20 protein-coding genes and 1 pseudogene are annotated in these 21,076 nt (G+C 44.0%); 13 read left to right on the forward strand and 8 right to left on the reverse strand.

Going from position 1 to position 21,076, the window contains the following annotated elements:
- Positions 1-172: 172 nt before the first annotated feature.
- The 4 genes from GCU39_RS06520 (at position 173) to GCU39_RS06530 (ending at position 3,353) form a co-directional block, all read left to right on the forward strand.
- Complete coding sequence (locus tag GCU39_RS06520; RefSeq protein WP_152392770.1) at positions 173-1,912, forward strand: Rieske (2Fe-2S) protein; 1,740 nt, start codon at positions 173-175, stop codon at positions 1,910-1,912.
- A gap of 234 nt (positions 1,913-2,146) precedes the next feature.
- Positions 2,147-2,746 (forward strand): histidine phosphatase family protein, encoded by a 600-nt coding sequence (locus GCU39_RS06525; protein WP_152392771.1) that lies wholly within the window; start codon positions 2,147-2,149, stop codon positions 2,744-2,746.
- A gap of 3 nt (positions 2,747-2,749) precedes the next feature.
- Complete coding sequence (locus GCU39_RS31380; RefSeq protein ID WP_193726792.1) at positions 2,750-2,920, forward strand: hypothetical protein; 171 nt, start codon at positions 2,750-2,752, stop codon at positions 2,918-2,920.
- A 19-nt stretch (positions 2,921-2,939) separates the two neighbouring features.
- On the forward strand, positions 2,940-3,353 hold the full coding sequence (locus GCU39_RS06530) for an aminoglycoside phosphotransferase family protein (protein ID WP_152392772.1): 414 nt from the start codon (positions 2,940-2,942) through the stop codon (positions 3,351-3,353).
- Positions 3,354-3,457: 104 nt separating this feature from the next.
- On the opposite strand, the gene GCU39_RS06535 is transcribed toward GCU39_RS06530, so the two are convergent.
- Positions 3,458-4,261: a MerR family transcriptional regulator gene (locus GCU39_RS06535; RefSeq protein WP_193726793.1), complete on the reverse strand. Its 804-nt coding sequence runs from the start codon at positions 4,259-4,261 to the stop codon at positions 3,458-3,460.
- Between the two features lie 145 nt (positions 4,262-4,406).
- On the opposite strand from GCU39_RS06535, the gene GCU39_RS06540 reads away from it, so the two are divergent.
- A complete protein-coding gene (locus GCU39_RS06540) occupies positions 4,407-5,144 on the forward strand; it encodes an HAD family hydrolase (RefSeq protein WP_152392774.1) in 738 nt (245 codons plus the stop codon).
- 74 nt (positions 5,145-5,218) lie between these two features.
- Here the strand turns inward: GCU39_RS06540 and GCU39_RS06545 are convergent, their stop codons facing one another.
- The 6 genes from GCU39_RS06545 to GCU39_RS06570 all read right to left on the reverse strand — a co-directional run bounded on the left by GCU39_RS06545 (position 5,219) and on the right by GCU39_RS06570 (position 12,889).
- On the reverse strand, positions 5,219-6,736 hold the full coding sequence (locus GCU39_RS06545) for an ABC transporter substrate-binding protein (protein WP_152392775.1): 1,518 nt from the start codon (positions 6,734-6,736) through the stop codon (positions 5,219-5,221).
- Between the two features lie 29 nt (positions 6,737-6,765).
- The gene (locus GCU39_RS06550; RefSeq protein ID WP_152392776.1) at positions 6,766-7,527 is read right to left on the reverse strand and encodes a response regulator transcription factor; all 762 of its coding nucleotides are present in this window, start codon (positions 7,525-7,527) and stop codon (positions 6,766-6,768) included.
- The gene (locus GCU39_RS06555) at positions 7,502-9,265 is read right to left on the reverse strand and encodes a sensor histidine kinase (protein ID WP_152392777.1); all 1,764 of its coding nucleotides are present in this window, start codon (positions 9,263-9,265) and stop codon (positions 7,502-7,504) included. The genes GCU39_RS06550 and GCU39_RS06555 overlap by 26 nt, the downstream gene beginning before the upstream one ends.
- Positions 9,266-9,406: 141 nt before the next feature.
- On the reverse strand, positions 9,407-10,903 hold the full coding sequence (locus GCU39_RS06560) for an ABC transporter substrate-binding protein (RefSeq protein ID WP_152392778.1): 1,497 nt from the start codon (positions 10,901-10,903) through the stop codon (positions 9,407-9,409).
- Positions 10,904-10,990: 87 nt separating this feature from the next.
- On the reverse strand, positions 10,991-11,920 hold the full coding sequence (locus GCU39_RS06565; RefSeq protein WP_152392779.1) for a carbohydrate ABC transporter permease: 930 nt from the start codon (positions 11,918-11,920) through the stop codon (positions 10,991-10,993).
- A 12-nt stretch (positions 11,921-11,932) separates the two neighbouring features.
- Complete coding sequence (locus tag GCU39_RS06570) at positions 11,933-12,889, reverse strand: ABC transporter permease (protein WP_152392780.1); 957 nt, start codon at positions 12,887-12,889, stop codon at positions 11,933-11,935.
- A gap of 271 nt (positions 12,890-13,160) precedes the next feature.
- On the opposite strand from GCU39_RS06570, the gene GCU39_RS06575 reads away from it, so the two are divergent.
- From GCU39_RS06575 to GCU39_RS06610, 8 genes and pseudogenes are all read left to right on the forward strand, one after another.
- Positions 13,161-14,075 (forward strand): AraC family transcriptional regulator, encoded by a 915-nt coding sequence (locus GCU39_RS06575; RefSeq protein WP_193726794.1) that lies wholly within the window; start codon positions 13,161-13,163, stop codon positions 14,073-14,075.
- 240 nt (positions 14,076-14,315) lie between these two features.
- A complete protein-coding gene (locus GCU39_RS06580; RefSeq protein WP_152392782.1) occupies positions 14,316-14,828 on the forward strand; it encodes a hypothetical protein in 513 nt (170 codons plus the stop codon).
- Positions 14,825-16,315: a serine hydrolase domain-containing protein gene (locus GCU39_RS06585; RefSeq protein ID WP_152392783.1), complete on the forward strand. Its 1,491-nt coding sequence runs from the start codon at positions 14,825-14,827 to the stop codon at positions 16,313-16,315. Before GCU39_RS06580 ends, GCU39_RS06585 begins: the two co-directional genes overlap by 4 nt.
- Positions 16,303-16,890, forward strand: coding sequence for a sigma-70 family RNA polymerase sigma factor (locus GCU39_RS06590; protein ID WP_227793463.1), 588 nt, complete (start codon positions 16,303-16,305; stop codon positions 16,888-16,890). The genes GCU39_RS06585 and GCU39_RS06590 overlap by 13 nt, the downstream gene beginning before the upstream one ends.
- Positions 16,880-17,839: a hypothetical protein gene (locus tag GCU39_RS06595; protein ID WP_152392784.1), complete on the forward strand. Its 960-nt coding sequence runs from the start codon at positions 16,880-16,882 to the stop codon at positions 17,837-17,839. The genes GCU39_RS06590 and GCU39_RS06595 overlap by 11 nt, the downstream gene beginning before the upstream one ends.
- A gap of 368 nt (positions 17,840-18,207) precedes the next feature.
- Positions 18,208-18,600, forward strand: coding sequence for a VOC family protein (locus GCU39_RS06600; protein ID WP_152392785.1), 393 nt, complete (start codon positions 18,208-18,210; stop codon positions 18,598-18,600).
- A gap of 54 nt (positions 18,601-18,654) precedes the next feature.
- Positions 18,655-19,005 carry a VOC family protein gene (locus GCU39_RS06605; protein WP_152392786.1) on the forward strand — a complete coding sequence of 117 codons (351 nt, stop codon included), beginning with the start codon at positions 18,655-18,657 and terminating at the stop codon, positions 19,003-19,005.
- A 528-nt stretch (positions 19,006-19,533) separates the two neighbouring features.
- Positions 19,534-20,418: pseudogene (locus GCU39_RS06610) on the forward strand (alpha/beta fold hydrolase); the annotation flags it as partial.
- Positions 20,419-20,551: 133 nt separating this feature from the next.
- Here GCU39_RS06610 and GCU39_RS06615 read toward each other — a convergent pair.
- A complete protein-coding gene (locus tag GCU39_RS06615) occupies positions 20,552-21,049 on the reverse strand; it encodes a hypothetical protein (RefSeq protein ID WP_152392788.1) in 498 nt (165 codons plus the stop codon).
- Positions 21,050-21,076 lie beyond the last annotated feature (27 nt).

The following is a 21,076-nucleotide window of genomic DNA, read 5'->3' on the forward strand; positions in this document are numbered from 1 at the left end:
GTCTAAGGTCGTAGAAAAACTCAACCTAAAGGTTGAGTTTTTTGTGCTGCAAGTTGAGTCTTTTTACTGACGTAACAAGATTTGAAGCAAGGTAAGATGGAGTGGGAAAAGTTGGTATTAAATATTTTCTAAATCGTAAGTAGGAGTAGAATATGAATAGGAGGTAGATGATATGATTCAACAATCTCATTGGATTCATGCAGGAAATTTGGAAGTGCTTAAGCAAGAAGGAGCTAGGGTAGTGAAAGGCGGTATCGCTGTTTTTTATCATGAAAATAAGGTTTATGCAGTAGATAATCGTTGTCCACACTTAGGATTCCCACTGCACGTAGGCAGCTTGTGCGAAGGCATTCTTACTTGTCATTGGCATCATGCTCGGTTTGATATATGCAGCGGTGGAACGTTAGATCCTTGGGCTGACGATGTTCCTGTGTATGAGGTGAAGCTTGAGGACGGTGAAATATGGATAAACCAGCAGAAGCATACGAATGATATCGAAAAATATAAGAAGCGGTTGAAGGAAGGATTAGAGCAGAATATAGGGATTGTTATTGCGAAGTCCGTTGTCGCCTTAGTGGAAGCAAATGTGTCGGAAGCGGATATTGCACGGATTGGAATTGAATTTGGCACGACTTATGGCAGCGGGTGGAATTCAGGATTAACGATACTCACAGCCATGACGCGCATACTACCAAAACTTGATAAGTCAGGTAAAATTCTAGCCCTGTATCAAGGTTTACTGCATACGGCACGAAACAGTTCAGGGAGGGGACAGAGGCATTTATTAAGCCCGCTGCCTTCGGAAGACGTGTCGATATCAAGATTGATTGAATGGTATCGAAACTGTATCGAAGTTCGAGATACGCAGGGCGCTGAACGTATTCTTTTAACTGCGATCCGCAAAGGTGTATCTGATGATCAATTGGCAGAAATGATGCTTATGGCTGTGACAGATCATGTTTACCTTGATGGTGGGCATACATTTGATTTCCATAATAAAGCATTTGAATCCCTCCAATATGTGAATGATGAAATGAAGAATACGGTACTTTCTTCGCTCGTTCCAATGCTCGGAGCTCCAACGCGCAGTGAAGAATTGCATCAGTGGCAAGCACCAATTGATCTAGTTGGTCCTCTACAAGATGCGTTTGCTGAATTATTACAGAGTCCTTCCGTTGAATATAGGTCATTAACGGAGAAAGAGGAAAATGAGATCATTCAACAGCTCTTAAGTGAGGAACCACTTGCGACAACTAAGCTATTAACTCGCATTCTGATCAGCGGCGGACATCCAGCGCACGTCGCTCAGCTCGTTACCTTAGGAGCTGCGGAACGAATTGTCCGGTTCCATACGCAAAATGACTTTAGAGATTGGGTTGCTGTTCTTCACACGTTCACTTACGCTCATGCGGTACATGAAAGGCTGCGTCATTCCACAAATCCATTACTGATTCGTGCTGTATATCACGGAGCAATGAGTATTTATTTGGACCGGTTTCTCAATGTGCCTGCTGCTTCACGCCCTAAGGATGCTAAGCCTGTCAATCCTGATCAACCAGAGAAATTGTTAGACGTGATGGATCAACGACAAAATGTCAATGAAGCCGCTCGTTGGGTTATTGGATACCTTCATAATCATGGCAATCCCAAGGTACTTATCAACCAATTAGGTCATGCATTATTGAGAGAAGACGCTGATTTCCACACCTTTCAAATGTATGAAGCTGCTATTGCAGAATACGACACCTGGGATGTAAGGGCAGATGCGTTTGCAGAGCAAGCACGAGAAACGATGCTCCTAGCAGTAACCCGCTATTTGGCAGCTCATGCTCCAACAGCTAGAGAATTGTCGCATACGGCTCGAATCGCTTCGCGATTGCATCGTGGAGAAAGGTTATATGAAGAGGAATAATCTATTATTTCATTTATGGATTCATGCATTGCGTGCCCATCCGGTCGAAATGTCCGCGATGGGCATTGTATGTCCTCTTCAATCTAGAAATACATAGATTGTAGATTTGTCCAGCGCTCGGCATAGGCTAAGGGGGCCGTAGACCGTTATGATATGAATGTACATGATTCGTTTTATGATGGTAGAATAAGGAAAACATATATTGTTGTTAGGAACAAAAGGAGAAGGAAATTTATGAAAACCTTTGTATACATGGTCAGGCACGGAGAATCACCTAAAATGGAAGGGAACGAAAGAACACGTGGACTAACATTAAAGGGAGAATCAGATGCCCAAATTGTAGCTGAATTATTGAAAGATGAGGGGATAGATACTTTCATCTCAAGTCCCTATAGAAGAGCAATATTAACAATAGAGGGATTAGCCCATTCTTTAGGCAAAGAAATGACTGTAATTGAGGAACTAAAAGAAATAGTATTTATTGGTGATGATAAGATTCTGCCTGATAACGAAGTGTATCCATTAGTTAAGAAAATGTTTTCGGAACAAGACTATTCGTTACTTGGGGGAGAGTCTTTTACGAATAGTCGAAACCGTGTCGTAACTGTCTTAAAAAACATCATAAGCAAATATGAGGGGCAGAAAGTTGCTATTGGAACCCATGGAGCTGTTATGACAATGATGATGGGGTACTTCGACCCTCAGTTTGACTTGGACTTTTTATTAAATACTTCAAAACCTGATATTTACAAGATGGAATTTGATGAAGGAATATTAACTAAAACAGAGAGGCTATGGAGGGTAACTCCAGAACTCAGCGTTAAAGGGGAATGAATAATGTTAGAAAAAGTAGATGTTAACAGCATTATAAATATTCTTAATGAAGAAGGCGTAATTGATAACAAAGTTATTGCGACTAAAATTAAGACGGGCTCTACTGATGGTATAGTTTATTTTCTTTCAGAACACGACGAGAAGACTAGGATCACCGATTCAGTCTTGGCGTGAGTGGAACTATCGGAGTTTGGTGGATACAAGAAATGATTGGGGAAGCCTTTTATCAACTGAGGATTATAGAAGAGTAGAATCCATATTTGAGAGGTTATCGAAAAATGAAGATCAAGAAGTAAAATATTTGCTGCATGGCGATACAGGTGTGCATAATTTTGTGTATTATGAAAACTCACTTGTTGGTGTTATTGACCCATCACCGATGATTGGTCCTATGCTATACGATTTTACATACGCTTTTTGCTCATCTCCAGACGATTTGAATCTAGAGACTTTAATGACAGCTTATCAATTGCTTCATCATGAACCTATTGAGCAATCAAGGCTGATTGAAGAAGTCATCTTTCAACTTTATTGTCGAATTGGAATCTGTGAAGGCTTGGGAATATTGGAAGTCGTTGCAATTGGAATTAGGATAAGATTCGGCTAAATTTATACTTCGCTCAACTAACGGGACATGGTAGCTTTATAAATAACAAAAACGCGGCTGCCGGCATAGATCAGCAGCCGCGTTGCGCTAATAGGGCGTGACAGCTACTCAGCTCTGAATATAGAGCCATACTCTTTGCCGTCATTGGGTAAGGACTTTACATAGTGCTTAACCGACAGATCAATAAAAGATTGGGATGCATCCATGAGATCGCGGTCTCCCTCAGGCCAGGAAGCCCGATCTTCTTGAATCTGTGTGAGAGCTTGGATTCGTTCATCATTCCCTTTGGTTACTTCCAGCACCATGTTCCACCAAGCTTCGGCCAATTCTTGTGCAGCTGGATCTTCCGGTGCTACTCCGGACATCGCAAGTGTCACAGCTTTCAAAGCGATTGCTCTCCATGCGTGATAAAAGTCGAAGGCTTCTTTTTGTGCAAAATAGTTACTCAAATTTTCCTTCTGGGCGTCATCAAAAGTGTTTTGACTCCAATCCAACAGATTACTGTTCCTTAAGGTTCGGATAATATCGGTTAACAACGGCCACGACGGAAAGTTTCCAGCTGCGATGGCAGTCCGAAATGCCTCGATTGAAGCAAGGCTTGCATATGCGTCTTCTATTTTTCTGTAGAGTACAACCTCTTGCTCATGCAGGATTTTCTCGATCTGGGATGACGTCGGACGTTTAACTATTTTGTCGCGTATCTCTTGTAAAGACAATCCTAATGATTTATAAAATATGATTTGCTCTAAACAGAGCATGTCTTCCTTCGTATAATAACGTCGTCCACCATCAGTACGGCCGGATGTCGGCAAAAGCCCGATATTGTCGTAGTGCTGAAGTGTTCTTACGGTTACACCGGTTGCCGCGGCCAGCTCGCCAATCAAATAGATTTTGTCAGTTTCATCCATGCTTCTCACCTCCTTACCATTACAACACATCACGTAACGTCATGAGCAAGGAATTTTTCAAGAACTGTAGAATTGGTAAAGTTAGGTAGACCTTGGGTAACTGCTCAGGGGCGTTGGGTACTTTCAATGGGGGGGGGAGACGATTTTGAGAAAATATAGCTTACTTTTATTTGACTTGGACGATACGATTCTAGATAATTCCTCATGGTTTCATGTTGGACTCATTCAAACGCTTGGAATGCATTCTGTAACTAGAACACTTGATGCATCTGTATTCCTAGAGCAAATGTTGCATCCTCCGAAAATGATTTTGGAGCCGTTTATAAGACGCGAGATTTCTCCGGAGGCATTCAAGAGAGCTCGATGGAGCCATGCTTTGTCCTATTGCAATGTTAGATCGGATGCAATACTCATTGATGAAATTGATACGCTTTTCTCCAAGATAAGTATGGATTACGTCTCCGCAAATGAATTCATTTCCGCTTTGCTAATAGATTTAAAACGTTACTATCAAGTTGGAATCTTCACCAATGGATTATACGACCCTCGATTAAAAATCCAGAGAATGGGACTAGCAGAAGTTTTCAGTGATGAAACCATATTTCACGCAGAGCAGCTAGGCTATCGCAAACCAGATCCACAAATTTATGCTATTGCGTTAGAGCAGTTTGGCAAAAAGTCCGATGAGACGCTCTTTATAGGTGATTCTTGGACTCACGATGTAGTTGGTCCAATGGAAACCGGAATAGACGCGATCTGGGTTAACCGAAAGGGACTCCTTCAAAGTACAAACCATCGTCCAGTAGCAATTGTATCTGATGTTACAGAGATACGGCGTTTATTACTTCATGAAGAATTGGTGGAGGAAATAATGAACGAATAGATGTTCTTTATTCCGGGCAGTGTAGCATTTTTGTAATGATTACGAAAGAGAATAGGTAGGAGCCACTATAGCACCTACCTATTTACGCTCCGCCATGCATCCAACTGCTTCTGTATTTCTTCCCGTACCTCATCGATGCCTGCCAACTTCAGTTCTTCGTTGAACTTGGGGAGGATTGAGTCAACATCAACGGTGCCCGTCATCAGGCTAGGATAGTATTTCTTCCATACCGTTTCGATGTTATCGGTCTGCGCGGTCAGCTTGGATAGATCAGGCGTAAAGCCGAGAACGGTGGACTTGATGGCTTCCGCATTGTACTTGCGGAATTGGTCCCATTTATCGAGAGGTTCCGGGTAGTCACCGCCCATCGTATTCAGGATAAACCAGTTGCCTTGCGTGTACTGTACACCTGTATAGCTTGCTGGTGCATTAGGAATCGGGTCGCCGTGACTGTCTTTGACAGGAATCGGGGTCGCTTGCCCATGATCATCCAGCGAATAGTGCACGCCTTCAATGCCATAATTAAATAAGTTGCGTATTTCAGGGTCGGTATTGAGCAGATTCAGGAACTTGATACACGCAATAGGATGTTTGGTGTTCGCATTCACCGCCATGATGCCGCCTCGGACGGATTCCGTCGTGACGACGTTCGAGGTTACAGGATGCGATACGACTTTGTAACCGCGATCCTTACTCCAGGCCGTATCCGAGAGCGGTCCGCCGCCGGACGACTTCCAGAACACTTTATCCCCACGCTTAAGCGAGCCAGTCTCACGCAGTGCGGCGTCCTTGTTAATGAAGCCCTCCTTATAATATCGTCGTAAGGTGTCCAATACTTGCCGTGCTTCCTTAGTTTCGAAAATATTTATGACCTGAGCGGCAGGGTCCAGCGATTTCACCATCAAGGGAATCTTATGGTTCACAATGTACTCATAGCCATAGAGCGCGAAGAAATTCTGCGAATCCCGATCCAATTCCATAGGCATGTAGGCAGGCTCGTTCTGCTGAATCATCCGAAGCAAGGGTTCTAACGATTCCAGCGTATTGTACTTGGTAATGTCGATATTGTACTTCTCCACGATGTTAGCGGGGTACATCCAATGATCGCGCACGGCCAGCTCTTTATTGGTCGGTATGCCATAAATGCCGCCATCATTCATCCGGACTCCTTGCCAAAAGGTTGGGTCGATCGTATCGTACAAATCCTTGCCGAGTCCCGTAAGATAATTATCGAGTCTTAGCCATGCGCCGCGCATCGCGGTCGTTGCATAATTGGGCGCAAACGCGATGTCGAACGGGCTTCCGGCAGAAATGAGCGTGTTCAGCCGATCTTCGTACTCCTGCCACCCGACTTTGATATAGGTAATTGTAACGCCGATTTTACGAGCCATAATTTCATTGATTTTGTCATTGACGAGCCGCAGATCCTTGTCGGGCTCTCCAATCGTATAATAAATCAGGTTAACGGTGTCACCCTGATATGGATCAGAGTTGTTATTAGGCAGTGGGGAACAACCAGTCATATACGTTGTAAGCAGCACGATAAGACTGATTACCCTGACGATCCGTCCGGTTCTTGCACGCTTTAGCATCGATATCCTCCGTTCGGCCGAGTTCGTTGTTAGCCTTTTCCCCGCAGGTCAGAAGGGGACTTTCCGAAAAAACTCTGAAAGTGCGTATAGAAATAATTGAGATTGTTATAGCCAACGCAAAGCGCGATATAAGAAATCTTCTCATCTGTCGATTGAATTCGTTCTTGCGCGAGAAGCATTCGGTAAGCCATGAGGTATTCTGAAAATTTCATTCCGGTTTCTTTGAGAAACAATTGTCCAAGATAGGTGCTGTTCATCTGAAAACGATCTGCGACTGATTTTAATGTAATATTCTGAGCATGCTCCGTCTTGATCATCAGTAAGATGCGGTTGACCAGCTTGGATAAGCTGTCATAGCTTACGCCCAGCACCCGATCCTTGTTCAGAGCATCTTCGTTCATATTCCCAACCGTACCATGGAGATCTTCCACGATAATCTTCTCGATCACTTGCTGCAGCTTGGTGCGTTCTACCGGCTTGAGGAGATAGTCTTTGACGCCGCAGCGAATGGCCTCTTGGGCATATTTGAATTCACTATAGCCGCTCATAATAATATATTTCGTAGGGATATGGAGCTCATTAAGTCTGCGGATCGCTTCATATCCATAATCTTTGCCAATGCATACATCAAAAATGGCGACATCCGGCTGCAGATCCACCACCTTGGAGATGGCCTCCGGCGTTGATTCGCACGTCTCGATGCGAACAAAGCCGTATTGTTTCCAGTCCAGGATTCGCTTCATTCCCTCCAAGATCTGAGGTTCGTCATCCACAATCATCAGCTTGTACATGTTCCATCACCTCTTTTGAAATCTGTACTGAAATCTTGATGCCAGCTTCCTCGTTATTCTCGATTGCGATCGTAAAGTGGTTCCCATAGAAGTAATGTAGCCGTGTGTATACATTGCGCAGTCCAATGCTATTGGAAGAGGTATCATCTTGATTCAAGAGCGTGCTTCGAACCGTATTCAATCGCTCTGCGTTCATTCCATGTCCATTGTCCACGAATTCCAACATATAATGGTCTTCAGCTTCCCAGCCGTTCACGACATATAGATTAAATTCATGACTGGCGTTAAAGCCGTGAATAAAAAAATTCTCAGCCAAAGGCTGCATCCAGAATTTCACGGTAGGGATCGAGAGGAGGGACGGCTCGACATTCACTTGATAATAAAAACGTTCAGGATACTTAAACTCCATAATTTCTAAGTACTTCTGAAGCAATTCCAGTTCACTTGCAATCGGAATAATATTCTCTTTCTTCACCATGTCCCGATAGAGCGCCCCTAGGGTTGCAATAGCATCAGCGGTATCCATGTCTCGGTTCACAAGCGCAGTGGAGCGGATAACCTCTAACGTATTGTAAAGGAAGTGGGGGTTAATCTGATGTTGAAGCGCTTTCATTTCCGTTTCTTGTTGTTTTAACTTAAGTAAATATTCATTACGGATATGCTTATCTAACTGCTCAATCATATCGTCTAATTCCCTTGCGATCATGCCATATTCATTGCGGCGATAACGGGCAGGGCGGTTAGGCGTGAAGTTGGCTGTTTTCACACGTCCAATCGATTGAATAATGCGGTGCAGGAAGCGGGAATCATCCCGCATATTGTACATGATGAGCAGCAGCACACTAATCATGGTCGTTAAGATGATCAGAAAGATGGTGATTAGCATACTGGCATGCTGCCGAATTAATATAGATAAATCAACGATACTAACGAATTTGAAATTGAATTTGGTGGAGGGAAAGGTGACAAAAAATATATGCTCTAAGAAACCCTTCGAAATATACCCATGCGTGCGTTCATCGTGTGCAGCCTGACGGGCGAGCGTCTTCAAGTCTTCGTCCTGTCCATTGCCGATCAGGTAGATTTCACCTGAAGCGCTGACGGCAGCCACCTTACCATATCGATAGTTCTGTATCGATTTGAAGATTTGATCGCTGCTGACCAAGAAGCGCAGCTCCCCGAGTTCCTTGGAACCTTGCGTTGGATCCGATAGTTTCTTGCGATAGACGAATCCCTTCAGAATGGTATCGCGAAAAGTTTCGTCGGTATTGGGAAGACCGAACATGAAGCTTGCAATGCCATTATCGCTGAAGCGTACGACATTGCCATACTGGTTGGTATGCAGACTAATTTGCGTTATTTCGCCTTGAGCCCAGCTGTACAGATAGGTTTTAATATCTTCTGGGAAGGAGACCAGCGGCTGCGAGAATTGGCTCTTCTGCAGACTACTCATGAGGTAATCTTCCACACTGCTGCTTAGGAAGCTGCGAGCATCCGCCATCAGACTATGATTGGAGTATATCCGCTGCATGTAGGATTCAATGCGGTCGGCATCATACTGCAGCTCATTCTCCACGCCGGCAAAAGCATTCGCAGCTTCGATCCGGGCATCACCAATCCATTGATTCAGCAGCATGGCGCAGGTTAGAATACCGAGCGCGAGCCCAATGGTCACGACGAACACGACATAGGCAATAAACTTGTGACGGTAGATTTTGATTTGTAAAAATGAGCTCATTTCGACACCTCAATGGCCGTATCGTGTTGAATGTAAGCAGTTACAATACCACTTTAACACGATTCAGCAAAGCTTCATAGATAGCAACAAAAAAGCATCCCGTACAGAAGGTCTCTATGCGGGATGCTCATGAAATTATTCTTACTTGAAGTAATTATTTATTTGCTCTTGAGCCGTTTTCATAATCGTGTCCATCCCAGCGGACTTCAATTCTGCCGTAATCTTCGGAATCATTTTCTCTGGATCGGATGCACCCGTAATAAGTTCATATTTGTACTTATCCCATACCGCTTGGCAATTCGCCACTTCGGTCTGAAGATTGCCGATATCCAGTGCGAAGCCTAGTATTGTGGAAGATGTCGCTGCATCATTCAGCTTCTTAACTTGATCCCATTGGTCTACAGGAGCGCCTTTGGTTACTGCCATATTAAAGAATGTACCTTGGGTGTAAGCAGCCAGCGGCCAAGTATCGGAAGTGCGCTCAATGACTTTCTCGCCATCGACATTGCTGTAATCTACTCCAAGCTCACCGAAAGCAAGCATGTTGCGCAGTTTTGGATCTGTGTTGACGAGTTCTAGATACTTCAGTGCTTCTTTCTTATATTTCGAATTTGCAGAGATTGCATTAAGGGAACCTTGAATGGTGCTCGTCGTATAAATCGGTCCATAATGTTGAACCATATCATACTTTTGAACCGCATCATTGATTTGCCAGCTTACTTCTGCACCTGGGAATGCCTGTGCTGCGAAGAACGGTCTGCCTTTTTGATTTTCTGTTTTGGTCGGAGCATCCGGATTGATGATGCCATCCTGATACCATTGATGCAGAAGCTTCAGATTGGCCATGACATCAGGCTGCTCAAGAACGGAGACAACCGTGCGAGACGCATCGTCAGCTTTGACGCCAATCGGAGCGAAGCCGAGGGTGAGGTCGTCATAATCGTTAAAGAATCCATTCAAGCCTTCGCTTTGCGTCATCGGCAATGGATAGAAGCTCTTACCTTCGCCTGCTTTTATCGCATGGAGCGGCTTATCCAGATCCTGCAATGTTTTGATGCTGTTGATATCGATATTGTACTTTTGCACATATTTATCATCGTATACCCAATATTGCGTCAGCGATGAATCTTTATAGGTAGGAACCGAATAATATTTGCCTCCAATTTTCGTACCTTCCCATACTTTTTGCGGAATAAATTTGTACAACTCAGGTGTTTCGCTTTGCACGATATCCGTGAGATCGGCAAAAGCCCCCATAGCCACTTGTTTGCTATATTTACCGCTGTTCGTGAACATAATGTCGAATGGTTCGCCTGTGTTGACGATCGTGTTTATTTTGGTATCCCATTCACCCCAGCTGGCTACCTTGATATCAATTTTTACGCCAATCTTCTCGGCTGTGTATGCATTCATTGCATCAATCGCTTTACTGAAGTTGTTCGGTACTTGGCCACCGATCGTCCACCAGACCAATGTCGGAACTTCCTTGTTCGTCGTTTCTTTTGGTGTCTCTGTCGTCTTCGAAGTGCCTTCTGTTGTCGTTTCCGTCTTCGTACCGCCGCCGCATGCTGCCAAGGCCGTCATCATGAGTGTTAGAATGCACAGCATAGAAATAGACTTCCAAGATTTCTTCTTCATTGCATTTCCCCCTTTTTGAAATGTAATCACTAGAACCGTAGTACAGTGATCTATCATAAACCAAGCTGGCTTGGCTTACTTCGTACCTTATCCTTTGACTGCGCCGATCGTTAGTCCTGAAATAAAATACTTCTGGAAGAACGGGTAAGCGAAGGCGACAGGCAGAACAATGAGAATGGCGACAGCCATACGAGCAGATTCCTTCGGCATCGTCGCGACGAGTACGGCATAGCTGACGCCCATGCTTGCAGCATTCTTAGCCAGCGCATCCACATTGCTCATCAAGCTATTGAGCAGGGCTTGCAGAGAATATAGGTTCTGGTTGTCGATATAGAGCATCGATTGGAACCAGTCATTCCAGTAGGCGAAGCATAGGAACAGTCCGATGGTTGCGAGTACCGGTAAGGAGATCGGCAGAATGATGAAGAAGAAAATTCGCAGCTGACTTGCGCCATCCATCTCAGCGGATTCGATCAGCCCATCGGGAATCGTACTCTTAAAGAAAGTTTTACAAATGATCACATTGAACGATGAGACAGCCAGCGGGAGAATAAGTGCCCAGACGCTATCTTTAAGTCCTAGTAGATTCGTATTGATGAAATAGCTGGATACCAGACCGCCATTGAAAATCATGGGGATAAATACGACCCAGGTCAGAAATCCCCTTAGCTTGTAGGATGGGCGAGAGAGCACATAACCCATAGAGGTCGTCAGTAAGACGCCGAGTACCGTCCCAACAACAGTAACGAGTACGGATACGCCAAGCGCTCGCAGAATCATGGTGCCTTGATTGGCAATATAGGCGTAAGCCTCTCCGGACCATGCAACCGGAATCAAGTGATACCCTGACTCGCGTATGGAGGCCTCACTAGAGAATGAAATCGAGAGAACGACAATGACAGGGATGACGCAGAGCAACGCCAATAGAATAAATACTAGATGGAAAAAGATGTCCACGACTTTACTCGTACGGTTAAACTTCTCAAGGCCCGTGGTATAAGCGATTTTTGTTGCCATCGTCTTTCCTCCTTACATCATTGCGCTTTCCGGATCGATTTTGCGAACAATCCAGTTAGCGATCAGAATCGTTGCACAACCCAGGACGGACTGTACGAATGCTGCAGCAGACGCCATGCCTACCGTAGCTGACTTCAGTTGTTTGAACACCATGACATCGATGGTGGTCGATACGTTGAATAGGGAGTTGGAATCTCGCGTGACCTGATAGAACAAACCGAAATCGGTGTAGAATATGCGTCCAACGGCCAAAATGAACAGCATGACGATGACGAGCTTGAGCATAGGCAATGTAATATATCTCGTCTGCTGCCAGATGGAAGCGCCATCCATTACAGCGGCTTCATAATAGGTGCTGTCAAGGCTTGTAATGGTTGCCAGATAGATGACCATGCCGTAGCCTAACCCTTTCCAGACATTTAAGAGAATCAGAAAGAATGGCCAGTATGCCGGCTCCATATACCAGTTAATTGGTTCGCCGCCCATACTGACGAGCATCTGATTGACAATCCCTTTATCGAAGCTAAGGAACGCCCAGCCTACAGCAGATACGACAACCCAAGAGAGGAAATAGGGGAGGAACATCATCGTCTGATAGACTTTGCTGGCTTTGCGGCTGTGGAGCAGTCCGATCATAATTGCGAATAGAACGGGCAGCACAATGCCTAGGACGATAAAAATAATGTTGTATCCAATGGTGTTCCGAATAATGATCCACGCGTCGTTCGACTTAAATAAGAACTCGAAGTTTTTGAAGCCGATCCACGGACTGTTAAACACATTGCTGAAGAATCCGCCGCTAATCTTGAAGTTTTTGAAGGCAATAATGATCCCGAACATGGGTAAAAAACAAAATAGGATGTACCATATCGTCGTCGGCAATGCTAGGAGGGTTAGCTCCGTATCCTGCTTATGCCAGCGAAATCGTAAGCGCTTACGTTTTTCTTTTTGTTCAGCTTTAGAGATCATGTTTGTTGACTCCTTCCGGCGTTTTCTCGTTAGAATTTCACTTGTTTCAGTCATTGTATTATAGGAGGATTCGAGGCTTCTAGATAACAAACTTGATACTATAGTCAACAAACGTTAGATTCGATTAATTTTGATAAAGATCCTAAAAAAATGGAGGGAAGGAATGTTGCGTTTATAGTAAGGCGTTTTTCTTTACAAAAAATGTACAGTTCTTGTAAAGTGATATGACGAACATATTCCTATAATTTAAATATGAAAGGAGGTGCGCGTAGTGAATAACTTAAATGCTTTTGAAAGTGTAGTAGAATATCTAGAAGATCTTATACCTTGCTCAGATGAAGTGGATTACCGTGTTATATCTAAAATTGCAGGTTGTCCTGCTCCCTTATTTCAGCGTATTTTTGTATATATTACAGGGATTACGATTCATGAGTATTTGAGGAGACGTCGATTGACGTTGGCGGGTTATGATATTAGATACAGCAGTGAAAAAATTATTGACATCGCTATGAAATATGGTTTCAATTCCCATGCTGCTTTTACAAGAGCTTTCAAAGAGCACCACAAGGTGTCACCTTCTAGGATTAGGAAGACTGGAGAACAGCTTAATGATTATCCCCGCACCTCCTTTACAAATATTAGGATTGTAGGAGGAAAGCGCATTATGGCAGAGCTTAAAAAAATTGAGTATGTAGAACTTGGACCTCGTAAAATTGTAGGTATGATGAAAATGACTTCTTTTCAAGCAGCAGGAGAAGAGTGCTGGGGTTCAGCATTTAAGGAAGGCGTTTTTGACAGATTACAAGAAATTGATAGATGGATTTGCAAAGATCTTGATGATTATATAGGACTTGGGCATATGAGTAAGTTTGTTGGAAAAGAAAATTTCCAATATATCATAGGTAAATTTGTAGAACGAGATGCACCTGTTCCAGAAAAAATGTATACAGAAAATATATCCGCAGGAACAGTTGCTAAAATATGGATTGAAGCCGATAATCTTAATGATATTATTGATAGTGCATACTTCATCTGTTCCGAAGCGATCGAGAAAACAGGATACAAAATTGATTATGATAACTTTTATTGGTGTGACGTCTACACCTATGATAGATATTGCACACCGCTAGAAAAAGGACAGAAAATTATACTTGATTATTTGTTGCCTGTGATCAAAAATAAATAGAACATATGATGAATGAGAGGCATGATTTCAAGTATTATAGATACAATTTTTAATTCGTTATTAATGCGAGTTGTATAACGGAGCGGATCAACAGACTCTACATAAATTGAGAAAAAAGTGCTACCCGAGGAAATCGGTGAAGCACTTTTTTTGTGATGAGAGGATGAATGACTGAACCATTTCTAAACTTCGGGCCAATATAGCATATTACGGCTAGAAGATTAGAAGGGGGATCCTACAGTGAGAAAACTAATAATGATCTTATGCTTGTCATTGCTTCTCGTCTTTTGCAGCGGCTGTTCAGCGTCATCGCCACTGGACTTCATGGAGCGTGTGCAGAGCACTAATCTAAGCGAAGAGACAGGAGGCCTTAAGGTCCTGAACTCTTCGGAGCAAGATGTTATCGAACAATGGGGGGAGCCGCGGCACAGGATGGACGTGCAACAGGAGAGCAAGCTGAAGGGCGATGAAGTCGTCCTGGAATATAACAACTACCAGTATGTTCTGGAGGGAGGGCATGTTGTATCCTACTCATTACGACCTGGTCAAACGACGGCTAAACAGTTAAAGATCGGGGATGAAGAAGCACGCATTGTAGAGCTGTATGGGGAAAATTACTATTCGCGGGAGCAGGATAATATGCACCTGAAGGGGTATCTAGACAAGGAGAATGAGAGGGTTATTGAATTTGTCATCGATCAGCAAAAGGTGGCGATGGTTATCGTATCCGAACTTTCGATGTTTACTCAATGAGGAGTATGATCGCCGTAATTCTTATCTCACAATGCGTTCTATTTCATGCTTCAAATGCTACGGCTGCATACGCGAAAGTTGAAATTGATGAGAAGAAGATTGATCAGCTGGTCGTAGACGGAATGCGGGAACATCATATTCCCGGACTATCGTTAGGGGTAATCTATCGTGATCAATTGGTCTTTCTCAAAGGTTATGGAACTGCGGATGACGATGGTAGACACGTTACGCCCAGGACGCCTTTCATCCTGGGATCTACCAGCAAATCCTTCACCGCCTTGGCGATCATGCAGCTCGTCGAGCAAGGCGAAATCGAATTGGATGCCGAAGTAGAGCGTTATCTGACTTGGTTGCAATTTGAAGACCCGTCGGGGAGGAGACAAGTGACCGTTCGTGATCTCTTGAACCAGACGAGTGGGATATCCACCTATGCAGGAAGGAAAATTCTGAGTGAAGAACCTCGATCCCTTGAGGAGCCGGTTCGCAGTCAGACGATCTTGAAACTCAACGAACCGGTTGGAACGGTATTTCAATATTCGAACTTGAATTATGTTATCCTTGGGGAGATCATTCAGCGTGTCACAGGCATGTCTTTTGAGCAATATATCGAAGATCGGATCTTCAAGCCCTTAGACATGATAAGTAGCTATGCCGACAAATCGGTAGCAATGGAACATGGGCTTGCCAGCGGGTATCAGTCTATATTCGGCAGGTTGACCACGACGAATCCGAAGATTCAGTCGGCTTTGGTGCCTGCTGGATATATCATATCTTCGGCAGAAGATATGACGCATTATTTGCTTGCACAAATGAACGGCGGGAACTATCGGAAGACTTCGCTCATTTCATCCGCAGGAATGCAACTCATGCATACGCCTTCATCTGTTTTTCCGTACGGGATGGGGTGGTTCGCGGATTCTCGTATGATATCGCACGGCGGGGATGCTGAAAATTTCCATTCCGACCTCCTTCTTCTCCCTGAGAGCGGATGGGGGGTTGTCTCGCTCATGAATACGAACGATGCATTGAAGACTACGTTGGATGGCAGCGTATATACGCAGCTGTCCATGCACATTTTGAATGTAATCTCGAATGGAGAACTCTTTCCAAGCTCCATGTTGTTACCGACCCAATCTAGCAATTATGACGGCTATATTCTCATAATACTGTCGTTAGCTATCGCTTGGATCCTCTGGGCGATATATCGCGTAATAAAGGGGAAACGAGAATACCCGAAGACTACGCTTGGCTGTTTTATTGTTAACCTTTCAACGATTATTTTGTATTTCTTGATACCTCTTGCCGTGTTATGGCGGTTGCCCGCAATTGCTATGGCTCCGTGGGGAATCATTGTGCGATTTATACCAGGGGTGGGGCATGCACTACTAATCATTCCCATCTTGCTGCTGTTGATCGGTTCGGCCAAGGTGATCATAGGGATTCAACAGATGAGAAGAGCATATCGATCTAGGAGGTGGACAGCGTAAAAGACGATGAACTGCACCCATGGCTCCGATTGATGTTACATGGGAATTCGGAAGCTTTTCATGAGGTTTATAGTCGCATTAACGATCATATTTATCGGACGGTTTATTTTTTGATCTCCAATAAGGGAGAGGTGGAGGACATTGTAAGCGAGGTATACTTAGCTCTATTTCAAGCGCTGCCGTCCTATGATTTTAACAAGCCTTTTCGTTCATGGTTAAACGGTCTCATTCTGCGGCAAACGAGTAATTGGAAACGAAAGTTGTGGAGAAAAGTGCGAATAATCGCCCGAAGCCGGGTCATGCAGCCACATATATCGCCTAAGCAGCCAGAGGAGGAAGTGTTCGAAATCGAGGGTCAATACGAGATGCTTGCGCATGTGGATAGATTGTCTCTGAAGCTCAGGGAAGTCATTGTATTAAGATATTACCAGGATTGTTCATATGAAGAAATCGCGGCAAGCTTGAACATTCCCGTAGGAACAGCCAAATCGCGGCATCATCTGGCCATTCAGCGTCTACGTGAAATCATCGATGACTTTCATCTTGACAGGGAGGGATCTGTCCATGTTCAATAGCGATCAACTAACCGAACAGTATCGAAGGAGCGCTAAGGAAATACACCCTGCCCCCGGACACGAGGAGAATATTCGGACGCTGTATGAGTCGGACCGGATGCGCCGTGGGCGATCCAAATCATTGAAGCCAGTTGCGGTGAAAGTATTGTTGGCACTCGTCGTTGTCGTAGTCTTTTCCGGATTTAACAGATACATATGGCTGAAGATCAGCGATCATCGCATGAGCTTGCATTACAGCCAAACGAATACGCGTATCGATAACGCAGAATTGTCATCCGCTATCCATCGGGAACTTCAACAGGTTGAAGCGTCGCTCGGGGTTGGGGAGGCGGCCATCGCATATTTACCGGAATTAGCTAAGTGGAATGCGATGGATAAGAAGAAGGGGCTTGTTGTTGTATCCAATCCTACGGTTATCACGGATTTATCGGCGTGGAAGACGATTTTGGCCAAGAACACCCCCGAGTTCAAACTCCCGACCGAAACGAGTACCGGGCTAGAATTCGTCGGAGGTAAGGAAGGACCGCCATTTGGAGGGTTTATCTCTCTGGAATTGCAAGAATTGCTGCCGGAACTAACGAGAGAATCCGAGGAGCAGGGCGGCAAGATAGCCTGGAGAAAGGTGATCGCTGAGAACCAGTCACACAGCTATACCACGCTCTACCGCAATGATCGACAGGACGTGATTTACGTCAGCATGCAGCTCATTGACCAGAAGACGGACATAAGAATTGGTACGGGCCTTATGGAGAGTGAGGAGATAAACGTTCATGGAGCAAAAGCACATTACCTCCAGACGCAACCGTTCTTTTTCGCAGATTCGAATCGTGTTCAGGAAATCCAGTGGTTAGCGACCTTTGAGAAATACACGCTTTTGTACAGCGTCGGAAGCGATTCTTCAACCTTGACGAAGGAAGAACTACTGCGTGTTGCACTTGAACTGAAGTAATTGAGCTTTTGGCAGCCGATAAAACATCGGGCTGCTTTTTTTCGTTTCAAGGAGATAAGAACATAGTTCACAATCCTGCACCTAAAAATTGGAACGGGCGCAAGCGCAGAGAACCTTGTAGTCATTAATAGCAGTTTACAAATACTACCTTTTCAGAATTTACCAATAATGGTATGATAGTATGCGAACGTGTATTCTTGTAAAGCCAACGTGGTGGTAACTTCAGTTAGTTAAGTCTAGCTTGAATTTCTTGATCCGAACCGTCACTTAATGCGAATCTATTCGAAAAAAGTTTTTGGTGACAGTTTCTTTTATTCTCAGGGAATCGTTATATATGATTGAAGATCATTAGGGAGGGATCGTAGTTGATGGCAAAGAGATTTCATCTTCAAGTCATTGAAGTACCGGTAAGAAATGTGAAGAAGTCGGTGGAGTGGTATACGGGCATGTTCGGGCTCGACTTCTGTTTCCCTTACAACGAAGGTGACGAGGAAGCCTGGCTAAACGTGAACGGAATGGGGTTCGGTTTGATCCACTCGAATGAGGTTCCGAAAATGGAGTTTATCTCCGCTAAAGGGGAAAGGAGGATTTACTTCTCTTTTCAGGTGGATAACATCCATGAACTCTATGAGGAGATGAAGCAGAAAGGAGCTGACGTCAAGGAAATGGTCTATAAACCAGGTGGCGGCGACAGCTTTCGATTTGTCGACCCAGATGGCAACTGCCTAGGCATATGGGGCGGTTGGCCCAAAGAGGAGTAATAGACGAGACATAATGAACATTGCAAGAGAAAATGTTATAGGAGGAGAGAGTATATGAATCGCGTCGTTTTGTTTGATCTCGGATCTCAGGATCCGGAAGGGGCAACTCGGTTTTACTCAGAGGTGTTTGATTGGAAAATCGGAAATGAAAATTGGAATTACTGGCCTGTAACGACTGGATCAAGTGTTTTACCCGGTATTGATGGTGGGATTACGCGCTCGCCAGAGGGTTTTACACAACGGGTACAAGTCACCATTCAAGTGGAATCAATCGATGAGACCATTTCAAAAGCCTTAGATAATGGTGCAAAACTGGACAAGGACAAAATGGACTTCGGGGATTTTTATCTTGCATACTTGTTCGACCCACAGGAAATTCGTTTTGGTCTTATCCAATATAAATAACGAAAGATCCGCGTGAATCGCGGATTTTTTATTTTTCACAAGAAATCGACAACACTTTCCGAGAGAAAAACCTCATTACACGGGAGAATTTTACCCTCAATAAAAAGAGAAGCGCGACGAGGCGCAATTAGATGCGATTGAAACGGTGGGTTATTCTCCTTTCGATAACATGGAACAACATGGGAAACCGTTCGCGTATCCGGAACAAACCAAAGCGTTCCACGCAGACTTGTTGAAAGGCGTGGAAGAAATTATTTTCTAGGGCGGTAAGAAAAGTGTAGAAGAATTGCTGAACGGACTACAGGAAAAATACGGTCAAAAATAACCATATGACATCAACAGCGTTGCAGTCTTGATTACACAATAAAACGAGCAATCTAGAATAGAACTCCTTATTCTAGGTTGCTCGTTTGTTCTTTTCCGATGATCGTTTCCAAACACCATTGAAAATAACGATTGCTCGTTACGTTGCGTAATATGCTTACATCATAAATAAAGGTGCGATTAACGAGCTAGGGGGAACGAGTTATGTTGAGAAAAAGTGAAATAGGTCATTTTACTTCTAAAGCAGGGGAAGCAGAGTTTAAGAATGCTTATCATGATGCGATGGCACTTATCCCAAAGCCTAATGAAACAAAAGATATCCAAACGAGTTATGGTACTGTACGTGTATATTATTTTACTGAAGACAAAAACAGGGACAAAGAGCCTATAGTATTGCTCCCAGGTCGCTCAGCTTCTACACCGATGTGGCAGCCGAATTTGGAGGGGCTCATGAAGGAGAGGCCCATCTATGCAATTGATTTACTCGGAGAGCCTGGAATGAGCATACAGACCGTTGCAATTGACAACCGGCAAGCACAAGCTGCATGGTTAAATCAGGTGCTTGAAGCGTTAAACTTAGATAGAGCTCATATTGTCGGAGTTTCTATCGGGGGTTGGTCTGCAATGAATTTAGCGAGATGTTACCCCGCAAGAATCGCATCTATGAGTCTTCTAGATCCAGTATTTGTATTCGCGCCAATGTCACTAAAGATGATTGCGCTATCCTTTCCCGCATCTGTGCCTGGTATTCCGCGAGCGATCAGAGAAAAGATGTTAAGCTATATTTCTGGAGGTGCTAAGGCTGATGAAAGTGAACCGATTGCAAAGCTAATCGAATCAGCAATGAGAAACTACAAGCTTAAGCTTCCGGTTCCTGATCAATTTCGTGTTGAAGCTTTGAAGAAGATTGATCTTCCTATACTTGCATTAATGGCTGAAAACAGCACAATGCATAATTCAAAAAAAGCAGTTGAACATGGTAAAAAATATGTAAATGATATTGATATCCAAAGTTGGCCTAATGCCTCTCATGCGATAAATGGGGAGTATCCTGAAGAAGTTAACCGCAGAATACTGGTATTTGTAAAAAGCATTCGTGGGACTAGCTGCCTTAGGGTCGAGTGTTTCATTGCGCTGTGTTCGTCAAAAAAAGATGCCCCCTGTTCAATACAGAGGCCATCTTTTACGATCTGTCTATAATTTTTTTGAATGACACGGAAGATTATTCATAATTCGTTACAATATATCTCCCTTTGTCCTCTTGCCATTTCAAGGTATAGATCTTGTTCTCCGGTGTTGTAATTTTAAATTCTTCTTTACTACCTTCCACTTTCACGGCATTGAAAGGCGAATCGATTAAGGAAGGGTTGAAGAATGGAACCGCAGAGCCGTCTTCTCCTTTGTTCAAGACCACGTTGTCTTCTACCGTCTGATCTGTAACATAATGGGCCATGATTTTATCGACAAGCGGTGCATCGAAGTATCCAAGCAGCAGTTCTTTTGCCTTATCTCGTCCGCCTGTTGCTGGATCTAAGATTGGTGTACCGTCTGCTGCGGTTGTTTTGTGGAATAATACTTTGACTTTATCTACCGCAACACTAGCATCGTTATAGGCAATCTGCTTGTCCATTGGATCGGCTTCTTTGGCCGGTGTAGAGCAGGCTACAACAGATAGAATAAGAATGACTAACATGAATACGGTCGTGATTTTGTTACGCATTTGAATTCTCCTTTTTCTATAATCATC

It is taken from the genome of Paenibacillus guangzhouensis (assembly GCF_009363075.1).
Classification (GTDB): Bacteria; Bacillota; Bacilli; order Paenibacillales; family Paenibacillaceae; genus Paenibacillus_K; species Paenibacillus_K guangzhouensis.

Excerpts from the sequence above, each read along its gene's own strand:
- GCU39_RS06550 (WP_152392776.1), bottom strand. The coding sequence starts at position 7,527 with ATGTACAAGCTGATGATTGTGGATGACGAACCTCAGATCTTGGAGGGA.
- GCU39_RS06535 (WP_193726793.1), bottom strand. The coding sequence starts at position 4,261 with ATGGATGAAACTGACAAAATCTATTTGATTGGCGAGCTGGCCGCGGCA.
- GCU39_RS06595 (WP_152392784.1), top strand. The coding sequence starts at position 16,880 with ATGTTCAATAGCGATCAACTAACCGAACAGTATCGAAGGAGCGCTAAG.
- GCU39_RS06570 (WP_152392780.1), bottom strand. The coding sequence starts at position 12,889 with ATGATCTCTAAAGCTGAACAAAAAGAAAAACGTAAGCGCTTACGATTT.
- GCU39_RS06525 (WP_152392771.1), top strand. The coding sequence starts at position 2,147 with ATGAAAACCTTTGTATACATGGTCAGGCACGGAGAATCACCTAAAATG.
- GCU39_RS31380 (WP_193726792.1), top strand. The coding sequence starts at position 2,750 with ATGTTAGAAAAAGTAGATGTTAACAGCATTATAAATATTCTTAATGAA.
- GCU39_RS06600 (WP_152392785.1), top strand. The coding sequence starts at position 18,208 with ATGGCAAAGAGATTTCATCTTCAAGTCATTGAAGTACCGGTAAGAAAT.
- GCU39_RS06615 (WP_152392788.1), bottom strand. The coding sequence starts at position 21,049 with ATGCGTAACAAAATCACGACCGTATTCATGTTAGTCATTCTTATTCTA.
- GCU39_RS06555 (WP_152392777.1), bottom strand. The coding sequence starts at position 9,265 with ATGAGCTCATTTTTACAAATCAAAATCTACCGTCACAAGTTTATTGCC.
- GCU39_RS06560 (WP_152392778.1), bottom strand. The coding sequence starts at position 10,903 with ATGAAGAAGAAATCTTGGAAGTCTATTTCTATGCTGTGCATTCTAACA.
- GCU39_RS06585 (WP_152392783.1), top strand. The coding sequence starts at position 14,825 with ATGAGGAGTATGATCGCCGTAATTCTTATCTCACAATGCGTTCTATTT.
- GCU39_RS06605 (WP_152392786.1), top strand. The coding sequence starts at position 18,655 with ATGAATCGCGTCGTTTTGTTTGATCTCGGATCTCAGGATCCGGAAGGG.
- GCU39_RS06520 (WP_152392770.1), top strand. The coding sequence starts at position 173 with ATGATTCAACAATCTCATTGGATTCATGCAGGAAATTTGGAAGTGCTT.
- GCU39_RS06545 (WP_152392775.1), bottom strand. The coding sequence starts at position 6,736 with ATGCTAAAGCGTGCAAGAACCGGACGGATCGTCAGGGTAATCAGTCTT.
- GCU39_RS06565 (WP_152392779.1), bottom strand. The coding sequence starts at position 11,920 with ATGGCAACAAAAATCGCTTATACCACGGGCCTTGAGAAGTTTAACCGT.